The 18,410-nt window shown below is 68.8% G+C and carries 15 protein-coding genes and 1 tRNA gene; 2 read left to right on the top strand and 14 right to left on the bottom strand.

Annotated features, from left to right (window positions below; translation table 11 throughout):
• Nucleotides 1–101: 101 nt before the first annotated feature.
• The 8 genes from PYV02_RS09475 to PYV02_RS09440 form a co-directional block, all read right to left on the bottom strand.
• Nucleotides 102–1,856, bottom strand: a complete 1,755-nt coding sequence (locus tag PYV02_RS09475) for a LuxR C-terminal-related transcriptional regulator (protein WP_275758503.1) — start codon at nucleotides 1,854–1,856, stop codon at nucleotides 102–104.
• A gap of 299 nt (nucleotides 1,857–2,155) precedes the next feature.
• Nucleotides 2,156–2,572: a DUF4430 domain-containing protein gene (locus tag PYV02_RS09470; RefSeq protein WP_275758501.1), complete on the bottom strand. Its 417-nt coding sequence runs from the start codon at nucleotides 2,570–2,572 to the stop codon at nucleotides 2,156–2,158.
• A 17-nt stretch (nucleotides 2,573–2,589) separates the two neighbouring features.
• Nucleotides 2,590–3,885, bottom strand: coding sequence for a CehA/McbA family metallohydrolase (locus PYV02_RS09465; protein WP_275758499.1), 1,296 nt, complete (start codon nucleotides 3,883–3,885; stop codon nucleotides 2,590–2,592).
• A 378-nt stretch (nucleotides 3,886–4,263) separates the two neighbouring features.
• Nucleotides 4,264–4,335, bottom strand: a tRNA-Gln gene (locus tag PYV02_RS09460).
• A 60-nt stretch (nucleotides 4,336–4,395) separates the two neighbouring features.
• The gene (locus tag PYV02_RS09455) at nucleotides 4,396–5,079 is read right to left on the bottom strand and encodes a hypothetical protein (RefSeq protein WP_275758497.1); all 684 of its coding nucleotides are present in this window, start codon (nucleotides 5,077–5,079) and stop codon (nucleotides 4,396–4,398) included.
• 35 nt (nucleotides 5,080–5,114) lie between these two features.
• Nucleotides 5,115–6,593: a glutamate--tRNA ligase gene (gene gltX, locus PYV02_RS09450; RefSeq protein WP_275758496.1), complete on the bottom strand. Its 1,479-nt coding sequence runs from the start codon at nucleotides 6,591–6,593 to the stop codon at nucleotides 5,115–5,117.
• A 23-nt stretch (nucleotides 6,594–6,616) separates the two neighbouring features.
• On the bottom strand, nucleotides 6,617–8,254 hold the full coding sequence (locus PYV02_RS09445) for an MFS transporter (protein ID WP_275758494.1): 1,638 nt from the start codon (nucleotides 8,252–8,254) through the stop codon (nucleotides 6,617–6,619).
• 1 nt (nucleotide 8,255) lies between these two features.
• The gene (locus PYV02_RS09440) at nucleotides 8,256–9,020 is read right to left on the bottom strand and encodes a fumarylacetoacetate hydrolase family protein (protein ID WP_275758492.1); all 765 of its coding nucleotides are present in this window, start codon (nucleotides 9,018–9,020) and stop codon (nucleotides 8,256–8,258) included.
• Nucleotides 9,021–9,056: 36 nt separating this feature from the next.
• Here PYV02_RS09440 and PYV02_RS09435 point away from each other — a divergent pair, with 36 nt between their 5' ends.
• Complete coding sequence (locus PYV02_RS09435; protein WP_275758490.1) at nucleotides 9,057–9,686, top strand: alpha/beta family hydrolase; 630 nt, start codon at nucleotides 9,057–9,059, stop codon at nucleotides 9,684–9,686.
• A gap of 485 nt (nucleotides 9,687–10,171) precedes the next feature.
• Here PYV02_RS09435 and PYV02_RS09430 read toward each other — a convergent pair whose 3' ends face one another.
• Together PYV02_RS09430 and PYV02_RS09425 are read right to left on the bottom strand one after the other, a co-directional pair.
• Nucleotides 10,172–11,278 (bottom strand): branched-chain amino acid aminotransferase, encoded by a 1,107-nt coding sequence (locus tag PYV02_RS09430; protein ID WP_275758488.1) that lies wholly within the window; start codon nucleotides 11,276–11,278, stop codon nucleotides 10,172–10,174.
• 33 nt (nucleotides 11,279–11,311) lie between these two features.
• Complete coding sequence (locus tag PYV02_RS09425) at nucleotides 11,312–12,349, bottom strand: 3-isopropylmalate dehydrogenase (RefSeq protein WP_420833610.1); 1,038 nt, start codon at nucleotides 12,347–12,349, stop codon at nucleotides 11,312–11,314.
• A gap of 108 nt (nucleotides 12,350–12,457) precedes the next feature.
• Between PYV02_RS09425 and PYV02_RS09420 the strand changes: the two genes are divergently transcribed.
• Complete coding sequence (locus PYV02_RS09420; RefSeq protein ID WP_275758486.1) at nucleotides 12,458–12,715, top strand: DUF6458 family protein; 258 nt, start codon at nucleotides 12,458–12,460, stop codon at nucleotides 12,713–12,715.
• Nucleotides 12,716–12,719: 4 nt separating this feature from the next.
• Here PYV02_RS09420 and serA read toward each other — a convergent pair whose 3' ends face one another.
• The 4 genes from serA to PYV02_RS09400 all read right to left on the bottom strand — a co-directional run bounded on the left by serA (nucleotide 12,720) and on the right by PYV02_RS09400 (nucleotide 18,341).
• A complete protein-coding gene (serA, locus tag PYV02_RS09415; RefSeq protein ID WP_275758485.1) occupies nucleotides 12,720–14,312 on the bottom strand; it encodes a phosphoglycerate dehydrogenase in 1,593 nt (530 codons plus the stop codon).
• 82 nt (nucleotides 14,313–14,394) lie between these two features.
• Nucleotides 14,395–14,778 carry a bacitracin resistance protein gene (locus tag PYV02_RS09410; protein ID WP_275758483.1) on the bottom strand — a complete coding sequence of 128 codons (384 nt, stop codon included), beginning with the start codon at nucleotides 14,776–14,778 and terminating at the stop codon, nucleotides 14,395–14,397.
• Nucleotides 14,775–15,185, bottom strand: a complete 411-nt coding sequence (locus PYV02_RS09405) for a hypothetical protein (RefSeq protein ID WP_275758482.1) — start codon at nucleotides 15,183–15,185, stop codon at nucleotides 14,775–14,777. Before PYV02_RS09405 ends, PYV02_RS09410 begins: the two co-directional genes overlap by 4 nt.
• Before the next feature lie 9 nt (nucleotides 15,186–15,194).
• Nucleotides 15,195–18,341, bottom strand: coding sequence for a lamin tail domain-containing metallophosphoesterase family protein (locus tag PYV02_RS09400; protein WP_275758480.1), 3,147 nt, complete (start codon nucleotides 18,339–18,341; stop codon nucleotides 15,195–15,197).
• Nucleotides 18,342–18,410: the final 69 nt, after the last annotated feature.

The raw sequence follows: 18,410 nt of genomic DNA, 5'->3' as shown, positions 1-18,410 counted from the left end.
GCATCCCTACGCCTAAGTGGGACGCTACTCGGCCCCGTCCGCGCGAGGCCGGCCATTCACCCCGGCTTCACCCTCGTCATCAGGCCCGTGCCGCGAGCAGTTCAGGTCAGGGATTCGGGCTGGTCGACGACGAGATGACGGTCGATCGCGATGGCGATGGCTTCATCGCGCGACGAGACGCCGAGCTTTCGGTAGAGGCTCTTGAGCTGCGTCTTCACCGTGTTGACCGAGACGACCTCCTCGGCCGCGATGCTCGCCGCCGAGGAGGTGCGCATCAGGGCCTGGAGCACGGCGAACTCGCGGTCGGTCAGGAGCGTGGTCGAGTCGGGGTCGGGAAACCTCGATCTGGCAGGCAGGTCCGAGACGATATGGGAGAAACCAGCGTCCGAGAGAGCGCCAGCGAGTCGCTGGAAATCGGCGTCGGGCAACAGGGTGAGCGCGACGCGCTGGTGCGTGCGTTCGAGAAGGCTCCCCAGTTGCGCCACGACCGCTCCGGCTCGGGGACCCTCCGAGAACCGGAGCAAGCTCGCGGCTTCGATCGCGATCGCCTCGGCGAGCCATCGCACCGACATGGCTGCCCCCGAGGTGGAACGAATGTGCTGGAGCGCGGCTCCATGATGGCCTTCCGCAAGTTGCACGCGCGCGAGTCCAATGCTCTTCGCGTATCCCGCGACGGCGTCACGTTGGAGAACGGCGCTGGCTGCACGGGGATTGCCCAGCGCGAGCTGCAACAGCGCACGTGTCGACGCTAGCCGTGCGCGAGCGCCCGGGGATCGCCCCTGACCCTTCCTGAGGGAAGCGAATGCATGAAGGCCCGCCTCTGCGGCACCGGGCTTACCGTCGACCAAGTCGACGAGCGCCTCCGTGATGGCGATCTCAACCCAATGCTCGATCGTGCGGCGATCATGGACCATTGACGCGAGGTGGGCTCGCGCGGTGTGAGTGTCGAAGCGCTCCAACGCGATGATGGCCTCGGCGATCCGATAGAACGTGCCCGAGTACGTGGAACGCAGGACATCCGGCCATGCGCCGTCCCTGGCCAGCTGCACATACTCCTCCGCTTCCGGCAACTCACCGCGCAGAGCGTGGATACCGGCAAGCATGGAGAGGTTCGCGAACCCGTGTCGGTAACCCTCGGCGGGCGCCTCGGCGAGCCCGTGCTCGAACACGTCGAGCGCTTCGTCGACATTGCCGCTGGAGTAGAGAGTCATGCCGAGCTGTGCAAACACCGCGGTCAGCATAGGCACCGCACGCCGCTGCTCCTCGGTCAGTTGCAGCAGTATCCGCCATGCTGATCGCGCGGCGCCGACGGCTCGCTCTGGTCGGCCGATGAGCCGGTAGGCGACGCCCCCCGATGTGAGGATCAGGGCCCGGTCAACAGTGCTCGGACCGTCCTGCTCCGCTCTCGCGGCATTCATCGCCACGACGAAATAGCGGATCCCTTTCACCCTGAGGTATGGGTGTGCGTAGTAGACCAGACCGAGCAGCATGGACAGCACGGGACGCTCCCGCACTGCGGCCGGCGGCATCCCCTCGAGGACTCGGCGGAGTTCATCGCGGTCTCCGAGCAACAGGTCGTACCAGCCATCACGGGCCGTCGTCATCGCGCCGCTGAAATCTCCAGCCGCGATCGCCGCGCCAAGCGCGGAAAGGTACCGAACATCGACGACCGGAAGTTGCGCAAGCATGGACTCATCGGTGTCAGGTCCCAGCAACGCCCGGTCGTAGGCTCGCAGTGCTTCACTTCGGGATTCCCCTAGCGGTGCGGGAGTCCCCAGGTCGCGGTCAGACGAGGGATCACCCCCGGAAGCTTCGGCGAGCAGACGCCGTGCCGAACCGTCGTTGGCGTCGAACATTATGGGATCCGCAGTCACGGTACGCAGGCGCTCAGTGTGGAGAGCCCCGGTCCACGCCCAAACGCCGCCGCAGCATCCCAATTCTTCGGAACGCGGGCCGACGGGCGCGAAAACAACGTGGGGCCTTTCTCGACAACCAGGAGAACTCGCTGGCGGGCGATCACTACGTTAGCGCAGCTCTGCGCGGGTGTTGTGGCGAGCCGAGGCACGACGCTCGGCGGCTCCGGGAGCCCACGTCGACACAGCCTCGCGCGCAGCAAAGAAGTGGCGCGGCCGAAGCCGCGCCACTTCAACGGTGGCTAGAAAGCGCTCGCGTAGTCGACGTACCGCAGCTCGATGAGGTCGCCATCCGCGGGGATCAGTTCCTCGGCACCCACCTCTGCCATCGTGTCGTTGACGTAGATCAACCAGCCCTGGTTCTGGTCCCCCGCGAGGTCGCCGATGGTCGAGATGAGGCCGTTGTCCTGCTCGAACGCAAGCCCCTTCTCCTCGAAGAACCAGTCGAGCACCTCCATCGCGTTGGCGTCGTCGCCAAGCACCGTGACATCGCCACTCGCGAGAGCGTTCTCGTCGATGTCGATCGCGCTGAGGCTGATGGTGATCGGGGTGTCGTCGGTAGCGTCCTTCGTGAACGTCGGAGCCGAGGCGCCAGCGCACCCGGAGAGCGCGAGTGCCGCGAGCGCACCGATGGTGAGGGTGGTGATGAGTCGAGCCATGTGCTGTCGTTTTCCTATCATGCGGGGGGCGTGGTGCCGATGAAGACCGGGTTGCTGAGGGCGTAGCCGCCGTCAACTCCGAATGCCTCGATGAGGCACCAGTCACCGGAGGTTCCGGTGAACTCATAGGACAGCTCAGCGTCGAGCTCTCCCGAGAATGTGCGCTCGTGACGTACGTCGCCGTTGACGATCACGGCGATGCGTTCGAGGCCGCGGACATCCGTCGCCGCCACATGGACATCATGGATGCCGGGGGCGACGGTCGATCCGGGCCCACTGCCGGAGACGGTGAAGCGGGGCAGCGGTCCATTGCTGATGAAGGAGCGCCCCTGTTTGAGAGCGAGGAGCACCGAATCGCGCGTGGCGGCGTTTCCCGTCTGCACATACGTTGCCGGTGAGCCCGAGTACAGCCCCCGGTTCATCCACGCGTCACCGTCGCGCGCCCAAAGGTACCCGCCCGTGACGTCGTGGTTGTCGCTGCCGCACGTGGCCGGAATGAAGATCCCCCTCGAAAGCAGGTCGTACCAGGTCTGCTTTGCCGCCGCGTTGGTCGAGGCGTTCGGCTGGCCCTTGCCATTCCAGACCTCGAGCAGGTCGAACTTCTCCAGAAGCTCCCAGTCCGCGAAGCCCATGGGTGCCTCAAGGTGCGGGTGGTTGAGCTGGAGCAGTCCGCCGGTCGCCTTCGCCGCGGCGACGATCCGCTCGACGGCTGCGACGCCACCGGCGGTGTCGGGTTCGATGACCACACCTGCGCCGATGAGGTTGAAGTGTCCGCGATCGGTCGTGATCTCGCATCCCGGCATGGGGACATAGCGCATCGGCTCGGTCGCGAACACGCGTTCACCGTGGAGCCACTCAGGCGCGCCGGCGACCGAGTTGTGATCGGTGAGGACTCCCCACGACATGCCGTTCGCCACCGCCGAGAGCATGACCGTGCCCACATCTTGGTAGCCGTCGCTGTAGCTGCTGTGCTGGTGGAGGTCCCCCGCGAACCAGCCCGAGGTAGAGAGGTCGATGTGACGCTCAAGCGTGATCGCTCCGAGGTCTTTGCGAAGGCGATCGGCGAGTTGCACCTGGATCGACTGCCTCGTGAACTCATAGCCGCGAGAGACAACGAAGTTCCACTGGCCAAGCGGCAGCGTGACCTCGAATCGACCGAGGAGATCAGACTGCACTCGGATGCTGCGCTCACCTTGCTCGTCGAAGACCTCGACGCTCGCGACGAGTTGAATGCCGTCCGTCGAGACAATGGTTCCCGAGACGGCGGCGGTGTGCTCTGTGGGGTCGGCCGGCGGCGTAGATGCGTTCGCCATTGCAATCAACGACTGCGTACCGACGAGCGCTCCAGCGCCGACGAGGGCAGAGACACCGCTCACGGCAGAAAGGCGAAGAAATGTGCGTCGTGAAGATGCGGATGAAATGGGAACTCCTGAGGTGCGCACCGCGAGCTGCGGCAGTCGACAGTCAATCAGGGCGATCACCGTGGATCGGCCGAATTAAAGCCGTGCTTGGGGAGCGTTCATCGAGCGTTCATTCGTGGCACTCAGCGTCGTTCTCGAGGCGATCCGAAAGAGGGCCGCCGCCGTCGAGCGCAGCCGATGCGGTCATCGGGACGAGGGCGACGACCGCTTTGGCAGTCGTCTGAACTCGCCCACAGGAAGACAAAAACCCCGGCTGACCGGGGTCTCGAGCTGGGGTACCTGGACTCGAACCAAGAACAACTGAACCAGAATCAGCCGTGTTGCCAATTACACCATACCCCACCGCCCCCGGCGGGGCCGGGGCGGAGACGGTCGCGACCACAGCCGGACCGACTGCCAAGCTTAGCGCACGGCCGGGGTCACGACGTACTCGACAACGCAGTACCCCGAGGTGTCACAGTCGGCGATCGCGCCGATCTGCACGCCCACCCGGTCGCCCGGCCCGAACTCGAGAGTGTATGGCTCGCCCGCTCGCGTGGCCGCTTCGACCTGGGCGAAGATCGCATCCTTGTCGACCTCCCAGCCGAGCACCTCACCGCGCTTGGTGAGCTGGTCGAGCAGAAAGCGGAAGGTCCAAACGCTGCGGTTTGGCGCGACGATCGATTCGATGGCGCCGTCAACCGTGGTGATCGTCAACTCGGTGACGACGAGCTTCGCCCCGCCCGGCGCCTGACCGCCGCCGTTGACGATGAGGCTGTAGTCGAGCTCGACATCGCCGCTGCTCTTGGGCCCGATCGTGACCTCGCCGTTCTCGGGCAGCGCGAGTGGTTCGGCCTCGACGGGCGGATCGGAGAAGTCGATGCGCACTTGCCTGCTGCGGTCGACGTACGCCAGGCCTTCCGCGGTGAAGATCGACCAGTTGAGGTCGGTCACCTGCCCCTCGGTGGCCTGCGGGAGCGGCTCGGCGATCCCGCCACGCAACAGCGCGATCGCGGTGCCGATGACACCGACGATGACGACGAGCAGCGCGACGGTCGGCAGCCAACCGAGCCACCACGGTCGCTTACGACGAATTGGGGATGTCACGATCCCACGCTAAGCGAGAGCCCCGACAGAGTCGATCATCCGAGCCTCGCGCGCAGGGACACGATTCGCGCGAGGGTGGACTCCCGCCCAAGCAACTCCATCGACTCGAACAGCGGCGGGCTGATGCGCCGGCCCGAGATCGCGCTGCGCAGGGGGCCGAAGGCGTTGCGCGGCTTGAGGCCGAGCTCATCGATGAGCTTGGCGCGCAGCGCCGCCTCGATGCTCTCCGTGTTCCAGGGTGCCACGGCGGGCAGCACCTCGGCGGCGGCATCGAGCACGAGGGCGCCGTCGGCGCCGGGCATCGCGTCCGCGTCGACCTCGAGCAGGTCATCCGGGGTGAAGAGGAACGCCAGCAGGCCGGGCGCCTCGCCCAGCAGCTGCATGCGGGTCTGCACGAGCGGCGCGGCCGCGAGCAGCATCGAGCGGTCGGCGTCGTCTTTGATGAGGTCGCCGAGGTAGGGCAGCATGCGGTGCGCGAAGCCCTCGACGGTGAGCATGCGGATGTGGTCGGCGTTGATCGCCTCCGCCTTCGTGAGGTCGAAGCGCGCGGGGTTCGGGTTGACGTCGACGACGTCGAAGGCGGCGACCATCTCGTCGAGCGTGAAGACGTCGCGGTCGGCCGACAGCGACCAGCCGAGCAGGGCGAGGTAGTTGTCGAGGCCCTCGGGGATGAACCCGCGGTCGCGGTGGTGGAACAGGTTCGACTCCGGGTCGCGCTTGGAGAGCTTGCGGCTGCCCTCGCCGGTGACGTACGGCAGGTGGCCGAAGCGCGGGATGAAGTCGGTCATCCCGATCTCGATGAGCGCCAGGTAGAGGGCGATCTGACGGGGGGTGGACGACAGCAGGTCCTCACCGCGCAGCACGTGCGTGATGCCCATGATCGCGTCATCCACGGGATTGACGAAGGTGTAGAGCGGCACCCCGTTCGGACGCACGACGACGAAGTCGCTGAACGAGCCCGCGGGGAAGGTGATCTCGCCGCGCACGAGGTCGTCGAAGCTGAGATCGATGTCGGGCACGCGCAGTCGCAGCGCGGGCTGGCGGCCCTCGGCCTTGAACGCCTCACGCTCGGCCTCGGTGAGGTCGCGCTCGAAGTTGTCGTAGCCCTGCTTGGGGTCGCGGCCCGCGGCGAGGTTGCGCGCCTCCATCTCCTCGTGCGTCACGAACGACTCGTAGAGGTGGCCGGATGCGACCAGCCGGTCGATGACCTCACGGTAGATGTCCGTGCGCTGCGACTGACGGTACGGCTCGTGCGGTCCGCCGGTCTCGACGCCCTCGTCCCAGTCCAGGTTCAGCCAGCGCAGCGCCTCGAGCAGCTGGTGGTAGCTCTCCTCGCTGTCGCGCTCGGCATCCGTGTCTTCGATGCGGAAGATCAGCTTGCCGCCGGTGTGGCGCGCGTACGCCCAGTTGAACAGCGCCGTGCGGATCAGGCCGACGTGCGGCACCCCGGTAGGCGATGGGCAGAATCGCACGCGAACATCGGTACCGGTGGCGGTGGAGAAGTCAGCTGACACGGAAGCCAAGTCTACGGGCGCAATCAGGGGGCGGGCCGCGAGCGCCGGGAACGCCGTCGCGGCGCCGGGGGCACGGTCGTCAGGTGCTCGACGACGGGGTCGGCGGAGGCCAGTTCGCGCGCGGAGCTCAGCACGTGCTGGTCGTACTCGGTGAGACGATTGTCGTGCTGGCTGAGATGCTCCCGCCAGGAGCCGAGAGAGAACGCCTCGACGAGCACCCCGGGCACCTCGCGGTCGTCGTAGAGCTCCCAGGTTCGCGCGCCGGTGCGCCTGCGACTGCGACCCACGAGGCGCATGCGCGCGATGAACTCCTCGCGATGCTCGGCGGGGACCGCGTACTTGATCAGCACGAGGGTCTGCGCGTCGCCGTCGATCTCGACGGACTCCGTGCGCAGCGGCGGCAGTTCGTCGAGGGGAAGCGGGCTGATCTCGCGGCCCTTGTCCCCCATAGCGACCAGCGGCCAGAGCAGAAGGGCGAGCCCGCCGACGATGACGAGCACACCGGCACCGATCGTCGCGGGCACGAGGCCGAACGCCTCCGCCGCCGCGCCCGCGAGCGCGGAGCCGATCGCCGTGCCGCCGAACAGCACGATCTGGTAGACGGAGAGCCCGCGCGCCCGCACCCAGGTGGGCAGGAAGGACTGCACCGACCCGTTGAGCAGCGCGATCACGACGATCCACGCCACGCCGGTGATCACGAGGATGCCGAGCGTGAGGGCCAGGGAGACCGACAGGGCGATGCCCACGACGCCGAGACCGTAGGCGGCGGAGGCCAGCAGGATCGCTCCCCCGGTGCCGAGCGCGCGTTGGGCGCGGGAGATCACGAAGGCTCCGGCTGCGGATCCCACGCCGACGGCCGCCAGCAGCAGCCCGTACCCGTTGGAGTCGAGCCCGAGCCGGGCAGACGCGATGAGCGGCAGCACCGCCCAGAGCGCGGAGCCCGGAGCGATGAACACCGCCAGCTGCAGGCACAGCCGACGCACCACCCCCGCGTGCAGCACGTAGCGCAGGCCGGCACGCGTCGCCTCGAGAAACCGCTCGGCCCGCGAGACCGGCGCGATGTAGCCGCGCCAGACGACGAGCACCACGAGGAACACCCCGAACGACAGGGCGTTGAGGGCGAACACGAAGGGGATGCCGAGGCTCGAGATCGCGAGCCCGGCCAGCGCCGGTCCGATGGAGCGGGCGATGTTGATGCCGATCGAGCTGAGCGCTGCCGCCTGTGGGATCACGGCCCGAGGAACGATGTCGGGCACGAGCGCCTGGTAGGCCGGCAACTGCACCGCGGCCCCCGCGCCGAGCACGAAGGTGATGGCGAGCAGGAGCGCCGGGTTCATGTCGCCGAGCGCCGTCAGGATGCTGAGGAACAGTGCGACCGCCGCCTGGAACGCCTGCACCACGATGAGCAGACGCCGGCGGTTGAGGAACTCGCCGATGACGCCGGCCGGGATGCCCAGCAGCAGCACGGGCGCCGCCGACGCCGTCTGCACCAGCGCGATCGTGGTCGCCGACGACCCCTGTTCCACGAGGTACCACTGCGCGCCGACGGTCTGCATCCAGCCGCCGATGTTGCTGACGATCGAGGCGAGCCAGATGGCGCGGAAGACGCCGATGCGCAGGGGCGCGAACGCTGAGGCTGCGGGCTGTGCCGGGGCCGTCATGCTAGCCGCGCACGGGGTTCGAGAGCACCCCGATACCCTCGACCTCGACCTCGACCACATCGCCGGCCATGACCGGCCCGACCCCCGCGGGGGTGCCGGTGAGAATGACATCGCCCGGCAACAGGGTGAAGACCGCGGAGGCGTACTCGATGATCGCGGAGACCGAGTGCACGAGGTCGTCGAGCGTGCCCCGCTGCCGCACCTCGCCGTTCACCCGCGTCGTCAGCGACTGACCGGCCACCTCGAACTCCGTCTCGATCACCGGACCGAGCGGGCAGAACGTGTCGAAGCCCTTCGCGCGCGACCACTGGCCGTCGGTCTGCTGCAGGTCGCGCGCGGTGACGTCGTTGGCCACGGTGTAGCCGAAGACCACGCTCGCGGCCTGCGAGGCCGGCACGTTCTTCGCGATGCGCCCGATGACGACGGCCAGTTCGCCCTCGAAGTCGACACGGCGGCTCTGCGGGGGCAGCACGATCGCGTCATCCGGACCGATCACCGACGTGTTCGGCTTGAGGAACATCATCGGCTCGGCGGGCACCTCGTTGCCGAGCTCATTCGCGTGGTCGGCGTAGTTGCGACCGATCGCGACCACCTTGGAGCGCGGGATCACCGGGGCGAGCAGCCGCACCCCCTCGAGCGGCACGCGCTCGCCGGTGGTGTCGAATCCCGCGAACATCGGGTCCCCGCTCAGCACGACGAGGGCGTCATCGTCGAGGATGCCGTAGCGGGGATCATTTCCGGCGGTCGAGAATCGCGCGATCTTCACGCCACGAGCCTACGGCCGGCGTGGCATCCTGGGCGCATGGAGTTGCTGTACCTCGGCCCCGACGACGGCGCCACGCTGGTGCTCGCCCACGGGGCCGGCGCGGCGATGGACTCGGGATGGATGAGCGGCTTCTGCGCGCTGCTGGCGGACCGTGGCATCCGCACCGCTCGCTTCGAGTTCGGGTACATGGCCGCGCGACGCTCCGGCACCCGTAAGCCCGCTCCGCGCGCGGAGGCCGTGACCGAGGAGTACCTCGCCGCCCTCGACGCCGTGGATGCCGAGCGGCCGTTCATCGGCGGCAAGTCCTACGGCGGGCGCGTCGCGAGCCTCATCGCGCAGGAGTCCTGGACCGCGGGTCGCATCGCCGGGCTGGTGTGCCTCGGTTACCCGTTCCACCCGCCGGGCAAGCCCGAACAGCTGCGCACCGCGCACCTGGCCGCGCTCGAGTGCCCGACGCTGATCTGCCAGGGCACGCGCGACGAGTTCGGCGGGGCCGACGAGGTGCCGGGCTTTGCGCTGTCGCCGACGATCGCCGTGCACTGGCTCGAGGACGGCGACCACGGGTTCCGACCACGCAAGGCGATCAGCGGGCGCACCGAGCGGCAGAACCTCGCGGAGGCGGCGGACGCGGTCACGGCGTTCATGGGGGCGGCCACAGCAGTGTGAACGGCGCCCGCGGGTTCGTGAGCGGGGCCGCGCGAGCCGCGCCTGCGATGCTCCGGTCGCGCGCCCTCCGGCTCCCGCCTGCAGCTTCGGCGGCCTCCGGCGTGCACTTTCGGCAGACTCCCGCATGCACTTTCGGCAGACTCCCGCATGCACTTCCGGCAGACTCCCGCATGCACTTTCGGCAGACTCCCGTTATGAAGGAGTTCCTTCACAACGGGAGTCTGCGGGGCAAGACGGGAGCCTGCCGGCAAGACGGAAGCCTGCGGGGCAAAGCGGGAGCCTGCCGGACAAGACGGAAACCTGCCGGGCAAGACGGAAGCCTGCCAGGCAAGACGGAAGCCTGCCGGGCAAACCGGAGCCTGCCAGGCAAGACGGAAGCCTGCCGGGCAAACCGGAGCCTGCCAGGCAAGACGGAAGCCTGCCGGGCAAACCGGAGCCTGCTCGCGCGCCACCGGAGCCTGCTCCCGCGACGCCGAGTGGCCGGCTCAGGCGTCGAGGCGCAGCATCCACCCGTGGCGGTCTTCGACGCGCCCCTGCTGGATGCCGGTGAGTTCCTCCCGCAGCGACAGTGTGAGCTCCCCCGCGGGCGCGTTCTCGTCGCCGATCGTGTAGCCGTCGGCCTTGAACGCCGCGATGGGCGTGATGACCGCCGCGGTGCCGCACGCGAACATCTCGACGATCTCACCGGATGCCACGCCCTCGCGCACCTCGTCGATCGTGATGCGACGCTGCTCCGTCTTGAGCCCGCGGTCGCGCGCGAGCTGCAGGATCGAGTCGAGCGTGATGCCCTCGAGGATGCTCGAGGACTCGGGCGTGATGAGTGTGCCGTCCTTGGTGACGAACACGACGTTCATGCCGCCGAGTTCCTCGAGATACGTGCTGGTCTCCGAGTCGAGGAACAGCACCTGCGCGCAACCGTGCTCGTACGCCTCCTGCTGGGCAACCAGGGACGACGCGTAGTTGCCGCCCGTCTTCGCCGCCCCCATGCCGCCGCGACCGGCGCGGGCGTAGTGGGTGGTCACCCAGATCGACACCGGGGTCACACCTCCGGTGAAGTAGGCCCCGGCCGGGCTCGCGATCACGTAGTAGTTGACCTTCTTCGCCGGGCGCACGCCGAGGAACGCCTCCTTCGCGAACATGAAGGGACGAAGGTAGAGGCTGGTCTCCGGTGCCGACGGCACCCAGCGACCGTCGACCGCGATCAGCTGGCGCAGCGACTCGATGAAGTACTCGGTGGGCAGCTCGGGCAGTGCGAGCCGCGCGGCCGAGCGCTGCATGCGTGCTGCGTTGGCCTCGGGCCGGAAGGTCCAGATCGAACCGTCGGGGTGACGGTAGGCCTTCAACCCCTCGAAGATCTCCTGGGCGTAGTGCAGCACCGCAGCGGCCGGGTCGAGCTGGATCGGCCCGTAGGGCTGCACGCGCGGTCGGTGCCAGCCGCCGTGCTCCGACCAGCAGATGTCGACCATGTGGTCGGTGAAGTGCTTGCCGAAACCGGGCTCGGCGATGATGTCGGCGTGCTCGGCAGCGGAACGCGCCGCTTCGTTGACCGTGACCGCGAACTGCAGGTCTTGGGGTGCGAGGAGGTTCTTCATGGTGGTCCCTCTGAACTGGTCGGAAATCCTAGGTTACGCCGACGCCACGGCCGCGGCGATGGCGTCGCCGACCTGCGCGGTGCTGCGTTTGGTCTCCCCGCGGGCGGCGAGGTCGGCGGTGACGGCCGCGGTGACCTTGGCCGCGGCATCCGCGTGCCCCAAGTGGGTCAGCAGGAGTGCTGCGGACAGGATCGCGGCGGTCGGATCGGCCAACTGCTGCCCGGCGATGTCCGGCGCCGAACCGTGCACGGGCTCGAACATCGAGGGGAAGGCGCCGTCGGGGTTGATGTTGCCCGAGGCCGCCAGTCCGATGCCCCCGCTGATCGCGGCGGCCAGATCGGTGATGATGTCGCCGAAGAGGTTGTCGGTGACGATCACGTCGAACCTAGCAGGGTCGGTGACCATGAAGATGGTCGCCGCATCGATGTGAAGGTAGTCCCAGGCCACGTCCGGATGATTGGCCGCCTCCGCCTCGACCAGCCGCCGCCACAGACCGCCCGCGTTCACGAGCACGTTGGTCTTGTGCACGAGGGTGAGCTTCTTGCGTCGCCGCTCGGCGAGCTCGAAGGCGTAGCGCACCACGCGCTCGACCCCGTAGGCGGTGTTCAGGGAGACCTCGGTGGCGACCTCGTGCGGGGTGCCGGGGCGGATCACGCCGCCATTGCCGGTGTACGGCCCCTCGGTGCCCTCGCGCACCACCACGAAGTCCACCTCGCCGGGCGCGGCCAGCGGCGAGCGCACCCCCGGCAGAATCGCGCTGGGGCGCAGGTTCACATAGTGGTCGAAGGCGAAGCGCAGCTTCAGCAGCAGCCCACGCTCGACGATGCCACCGGCCAGACGCGGATCGCGCGGGTCGCCGCCGACGGCGCCGAGCAGGACCGCATCGTGGCGGGCGAGGGCGGTCAGGTTGTCCGCGTCGAGGATGTGCCCCGTCTCCAGGTAGTGCGTCGCACCGAAGGGGTATGCGGTGGTGGTGACCGGCACACCGGTCGCCTCCAGCACCTTGAGCGCTTCCGCGACGACTTCCGGGCCGATTCCGTCACCTGCGACGACTGCGAGATCCATGAGCATCACGATACCGGCGCCAGGAAGCCGCGAAATCCTCGGAATCCCGCCCAGATGTCACGGCGATGCGCAAGGCCCTCCCGCCCGGGCGACGGGCTGCCTAGCGTCGAAGACATGAGTATTGGAACTGGAATCGTCTTGTTCGTGATCGGCGCGATTCTCACCTTCGCGCTGAACTTCGAGACGGGGTTCATCAACCTCGATCTCGTCGGCTACATCCTGATGGCAGCCGGTGCGGTCGTCTTCGTGATCGGCCTGGTGCTGATGCTGCGCAAGCGGCAGTCGGTCACCACCGTCGAGCACGGTGTGGACGCGGATGGCGCGTCGGTGAGCCAGCGGCGCACCTCCACCACCCCGCCCGACGTCGCCTGAGCGATCAGGCCTCGGTGATGTCGATCTCTCGCAGGAGGTCGGCATCGATCGCCGCCGCGACCTTCGCGAGCAGCGCCTCGGGCACGGGTGAGTCGACGGTCAGCACGCTGAGCGCCTGACCGCCCTTGCCCTGGCGCGCGATCTGCATGCCCGCGATGTTGATGCTCGCCTCGCCGAACTCCTTGCCGTAGACGGCCACGATGCCCGGACGGTCGGTGTAGATCATCACGATCAGGTGCTCCGCGACGGGCACCTCCACGTCGTATCCGTTGATCTCGACGATCTTCTGCACCTGCTTGGTGCCCGTGAGGGTGCCGGAGACGGAGATCTGCGAGCCGTCGCTGAGGGCTCCGCGGATGGTCAGCAGGTTGCGGTATTCGTCGGAGGTGGCATCCGTGATCAGGCGAACGGCGACGCCGCGCTGCTCGGCGAGCAGGGGCGCGTTCACGTAGCTCACCGATTCGCTGACGATGTTCGAGAACACGCCCTTGAGCGCGGCGAGCTTGAGCACGCTGACGTCGAGTTCGGCGATCTCACCGCGCACTTCGACATCGATGGCGGTGATCGGGTGGTCGGCGAGACCGGAGAACACCTGGCCGAGCTTCTCCATGAGCGGGATGCCCGGCCGCACCGTCGGGTCGATGGCACCACCGGCGACGTTCACGGCATCCGGCACGAGCTCGCCGCCGAGCGCGAGACGCACCGAACGCGCGACGGAGACGCCCGCCTTCTCCTGCGCCTCGTCGGTGGAGGCGCCCAGGTGCGGGGTGAGCACGACGTTGTCGAGCCCCAGCAGGGGCGAGTCGGTTGGCGGCTCGCTCACGAACACGTCGAGACCGGCACCCGCGATGCGGTTGGACTTGAGGGCCGCATACAGGGCCTGCTCATCGATGAGTCCGCCGCGCGCGACGTTGATGACGAAGGCGGTGGGCTTCATCATCGCCAGCTGGTCGGTGCCGATCATCCCCGTCGTCTCGGGGGTCTTCGGCATGTGGATGCTGATGAAGTCGGCCTGCGCCAGCAGCTCCTCGAGGCTCAGCAGCGTGACGCCGAGCTGCTGCGCCCGCGCGCTCGTGACGTAGGGGTCGTAGGCGACCACGTTCATGCCGAAGGCCTGCAGGCGCTCGGTGATGAGCGCGCCGATGCGACCCAGGCCGATGATGCCGACGGTCTTCTCGAAGAGCTCGGTGCCGGTGTACTTGGAGCGCTTCCAGGTGCCCGCCGCGAGGCTCGCGTGCGCCGCCGGGATGTGCCGGGCGAGGGACAGGATGTGACCGACCGTGAGCTCGGCGGCGGAGATGATGTTCGACGTCGGAGCGTTGACCACCATGACGCCGGCCTCGGTCGCCGCCTTGATGTCGACGTTGTCGAGACCGACCCCGGCGCGGGCAACGACCTTGAGCTGCTTCGCCGCGGCGATCGCCTCGGCATCCACGTTCGTCGCGGATCGGATGAGGATCGCGTGCGCGTCCGCGAGCGCGGACAGCAGCGCGGCACGGTCGGTGCCGTCCACGGACCGCACGTCGAAATCGGGCCCGAGAGCCTCGACGGTGGCGGGTGAGAGTTCTTCGGCGATCAGGACGACCGGCTTGGCCACGAGTGGATCCTTACGTATCGGCTCGGCCGCGCGCCTCCACGCAGCCCCGGTCGAGTGTATCGGGCCCAGCGGTCGGCGGTTTTCAGCCCACCGCGCCCGCGAGCGCGACGAGCCCCAGCCCGAGCGCCGCGGAGACCGCGAGGCCGAGCAGGAAGATGAGCGCCCGGCCCCCGAGGTTCTGCCGCCGGCCGACCCAGAACGCGATCGCGAATGCCGCGATCGGCACGAGCAGGTTGATCACGAGCACCCACCACGGGATGCCTGCCGGATCGAGCCCGAGCAGCTCGTAGTACTGCGGGAGGCTGATCATGTTGCCGATCGCCTCCCACACGTCGTAGGCGAAGAACAGCCCGAAGATCGCGGCGACGGCGAGGCTCAGCCAACCGTAGCGGCCGCGCTTCGACTCGCGCGCGTCGTCCTCGACGACGGCCTCGATGGGGTTCTCGGAGTCCGCGATGCCGCTCACGCCGCACCTCCCAGCAGGAACGGCCACGGGATGACGACGACCAATCCCACGATGAGCAGCAGCAGACGCACGAGCGGCTTGCGATCCCGCGTGAGCAGCAGCACGGTCGCGAACCACAGTGCCGGGCTCGCGATGGCGAGGAACTCGCCGAGCTGCCACATGATCTCGCCGAGCAGGTCGGGCGCGGTGTAGCCGGAGTTCACGACGACGGTGATCCAGCCGATCGTGTAGACGAGGAAGAGACCGGCGAGCACGCCGTAGGTGATCAGGAGGATGCCCGGGGTCGCCGGTCGCGGGGTGGGATCCTCCGGCCGCGGCAGTGTGACCTTGGTGATCTTGGTCGGGCGGTCGGACTCGTCACCGGCCCAGGCGAGGGCGGCGGCATCCTCGTCGGGATCGGCGCTCATGCCCACACCCTAGCGTCCGCCGATGGCGATCGACTCGGTGGTGACGGCCTTGGGATGCTGGAGGGTGACCGCGGCGGTGAACTCGTCGTCCTCCTCGCTGTAGCGGCCCTGCACGCCCGAGTCGACGATGCGCCACGGGCGCGCGTTGGAGGGAGTCGTCGCGAGCCCGTTGTCCGGCAGGAACTGGCGGTAGTCGTAGTCGGCGCTGTAGGCGGCGGCGAGGCGAACCGAGCGGGTGTCCACGGCGATGGCGCCGGCATCCACGTCGAACTGCAGCATGCGGTAGAAGCCGGTCGCGCGCTCCCCTGTGTGCGTGCGGAACTCCTGGTAGTCGGCGAGCAACTCCACCACGGTGTGGCCTTCGATGCCGCCGGCGTTCTCGGTGACGAGCTGGCCGATGCCGTGGAAGTGGCCGGAGAGCACGATGGCGACGTTGCGGTTGGGCGCGATCACCCGATCCCAGAGCTCTTGGCCGCGGGAGATCCAGCGCGAGTTCACGGAGCGGTGCGCGGACTCTTCGAGCGTCTTCGGCATCACGTGCTCGTGGGTGGCGATGATCACGTTGTGGTCGGGGTGACTCGCGACGACCTCGGAGGCCCAGGCGATCTCCGCCTCGCCGTACGCGTAGCCGAGCGAGAGCACCAGGAATCTCGCCCCCTCGTGCTCGAACGTCGAGAAGCTCGCGCTGTTGTCGTCCGGCGCGATCGACTGGCCGTACCACGCGGTGCCCGCGTAGCGCTCCGGCCCGAAGTACTCGTTGAACAGCTCGTTGGTGACCCCGCGCTTGTTGTCGTGGTTGCCGGGCAGCACGCTGTTGGGCACGGCCGCGTCATCCAGGATCGATTGGATCGCGGACGCGCGCTCGAACTCCACGCGCGCCCGGGCCTGGCTCTGGTCGGGATCGACCCAGTTCTGGATGAGATCGCCGGTGTGCGCGGCGAAGGCGATCTTGCGCTCCTGGGCGTTGTCCGCGATCCAGCTGGCCAGCTGCGCGTAGACCTCCGGGTAGCTCTCGGAGAGGTATTGGGTGTCGGTGATGTGCGTGAGCGCGAAGTCGTAGTCGGTGGGGTTCTCGAGCGCACCATCGCGCTCGGTCGTGACGGTCGGGGTCGTGCGCGGACCATCCTGCACGAGCAGGGTGACGGTGCCGTCGATGAGGTCCTGCGCCTCCAGGACGCCCAGCAGCTCCCCGGAGCCGCTGTCGAGCAGTCTCCAGGCGGCGCCGTTCCAGACGCTCAACTGCACCTCGCCGCGCGCGACGGTCGTTCCGGTCCAGCCGACCTGGTCACCGGCCACCATGGCCGACGCGTCGAGCACGAAGCGGTGGTACGGGTAGCCCCAGCCGTCGTCGGCGATCGGCAGCGCCCCCGGCGTCTCGGCCGGGCCGACGAGCGTCGTCAGCGGGGCGCCGTCGGTCACCCCGGACCACGACTCGAGCACGGTGGCCGCGGTCGTCGGCATCACGTGCGCCGTGCCGAAGGCTCGGGTCGGCGCTGGCAGTGCGGCGGTGGCGGGGGTGACGACCCGCGCGGTGGGATCGGCGCGCGCGAGCAGGTCGAGCTCGCCGGGCGTCGCCTCGCCGACCGCGAAGTCCTCGGCGTTGTCGCCGGCGAAGCCCGCGCGCTGGAAGGTCTCGCTCAGCAGCCGGTCCGGCTGGTAGGTCGTCAGCGCGTGCCCCGAGGTGCACGGGCTGGCCGCGACGTTGCTGGCGTCCATCTCGTTGGCGGCGTAGACGCCGACCCGGTCGATGAGGGTGCCCGCGGCATCCTCGACCCAGACGCCGGTGCCGAGAAAGTTCAGCGATTCCGGATAGGTGAGATCGGCCACGGATGCCGCGGCCGTGCCCGCCCGCGCCGCCAGCAGCACCTCCCCCGCCGCCAACCGGGTGCCCTGCGGCACGGTGAACTGCAGTTCGCGGCTGCGCATGCCGTCCGCCTCGCAGCGGCGCACGGTGTAGCCGGAGACGTCGACCGGCTCGTCGCCGTAGTTGCCGAGCTCGATGTAGTTGCGCTGCTCGGTGCCGGCCGGCATTCCCTCGGTGGAGGGGTCGGTCGCGAGCTCGCTGATGGCGATGGGGCCTGGCGTCACGACGGCGTCGCCGATCGACTCGGTGCGGCTCGCGTTGCGCTCGCCCGGGGTGCGCGGCGCGACCACCCAACCGTCGCCGGCGCGCTGGTAGGACTCGCCGGCGACCGCGTCGAGCACGGCCGGCAGCTTCGGCTGCTGGCAGGCGCTGTCGCCGTACGCGGAGACGGCGACCCGGTCGACGAGGGCGCCTTCGCCGTCGCGCATCAGCACACCGAACTCGAGGTCGGCAAGCGACGAGTGCAGCCGAGCCCCGGCCGCGCCCTCGAACTGCGCGCCGCCGATCACCCAGCGCTCGCCGGGCGCGAGTTGCACCCCGGCCTGCACGGTCAGTTCGAGCGTGTTGGCGCGGGATCGCCCGGTCGCGGTGCAGCGGTACAGGCTCCACCCGCCGATCGACTCGATCTCGTCGCCGGTGTTGACGAGCTCGACGAACTCGTCGCCGGAGGAGCCGGGACCGGCCGAGGCGATCTCGGAGATCACGACCGAGGTGTCGGCGGTCGCGGGCGCCGCGGCCACGTTCTGGGCACCGATCGTCGCCGGGGCGGCGACCCACTGTCCGGATGCGGTGCGCTGCCACGACTGGTTCGTCGCGAAGTCCAGGCTGTTGGTGAGGTTCTCGCCGACCGTGCACTCCGACTGGGTGGGCCACGGCTCGTTCGGGTAGACGCCGACGGCGTCGACGAGCGCGGCATCCGGACCCTCGAGGTAGAGACCGAACCCGGTGAGCGCGAAGGGCTGGGTGAAGTGCGCGTCGCCGGGCATGCCGGTCTTGGAGACGGTGAAGATCTCGCCGGGGGCGAGCACGACGCCGGTGAGGTCGGTCTCCGGCCTGCCGACGTTGGCGCGCAGCCCCTGCCAGCTGCAGCGGAACACGTGCCAGCCGGTGAGGTCGACCGCGGCATCCCCGGCATTGCGCAACTCGAAGAACGAGTCGGAGTCGGAGGCGATGCCGCCGTTCGCGATCTCGTTGATGACGACGGTGGGGCTGGATGCCGCGGCGGCCGGTGCGGCGGCACCGCCGATGACGAACACCGCGGCGGTCAGGACAGCGATCGGGAGCCGGAGCACGGCTCGAATCTCTCCCGTGCGTCTGAACGGATGGCATCATGCGGGGGCGTGTCGAGTGAACGGTGACCA

Source organism: Antiquaquibacter metalliresistens (assembly GCF_029211225.1).
Lineage (GTDB): Bacteria > Actinomycetota > Actinomycetes > Actinomycetales > Microbacteriaceae > Rhodoglobus > Rhodoglobus metalliresistens.
Note: the sequence above shows the minus strand (reverse complement) of the source record. Positions and strands in the feature narration are given on the sequence as shown.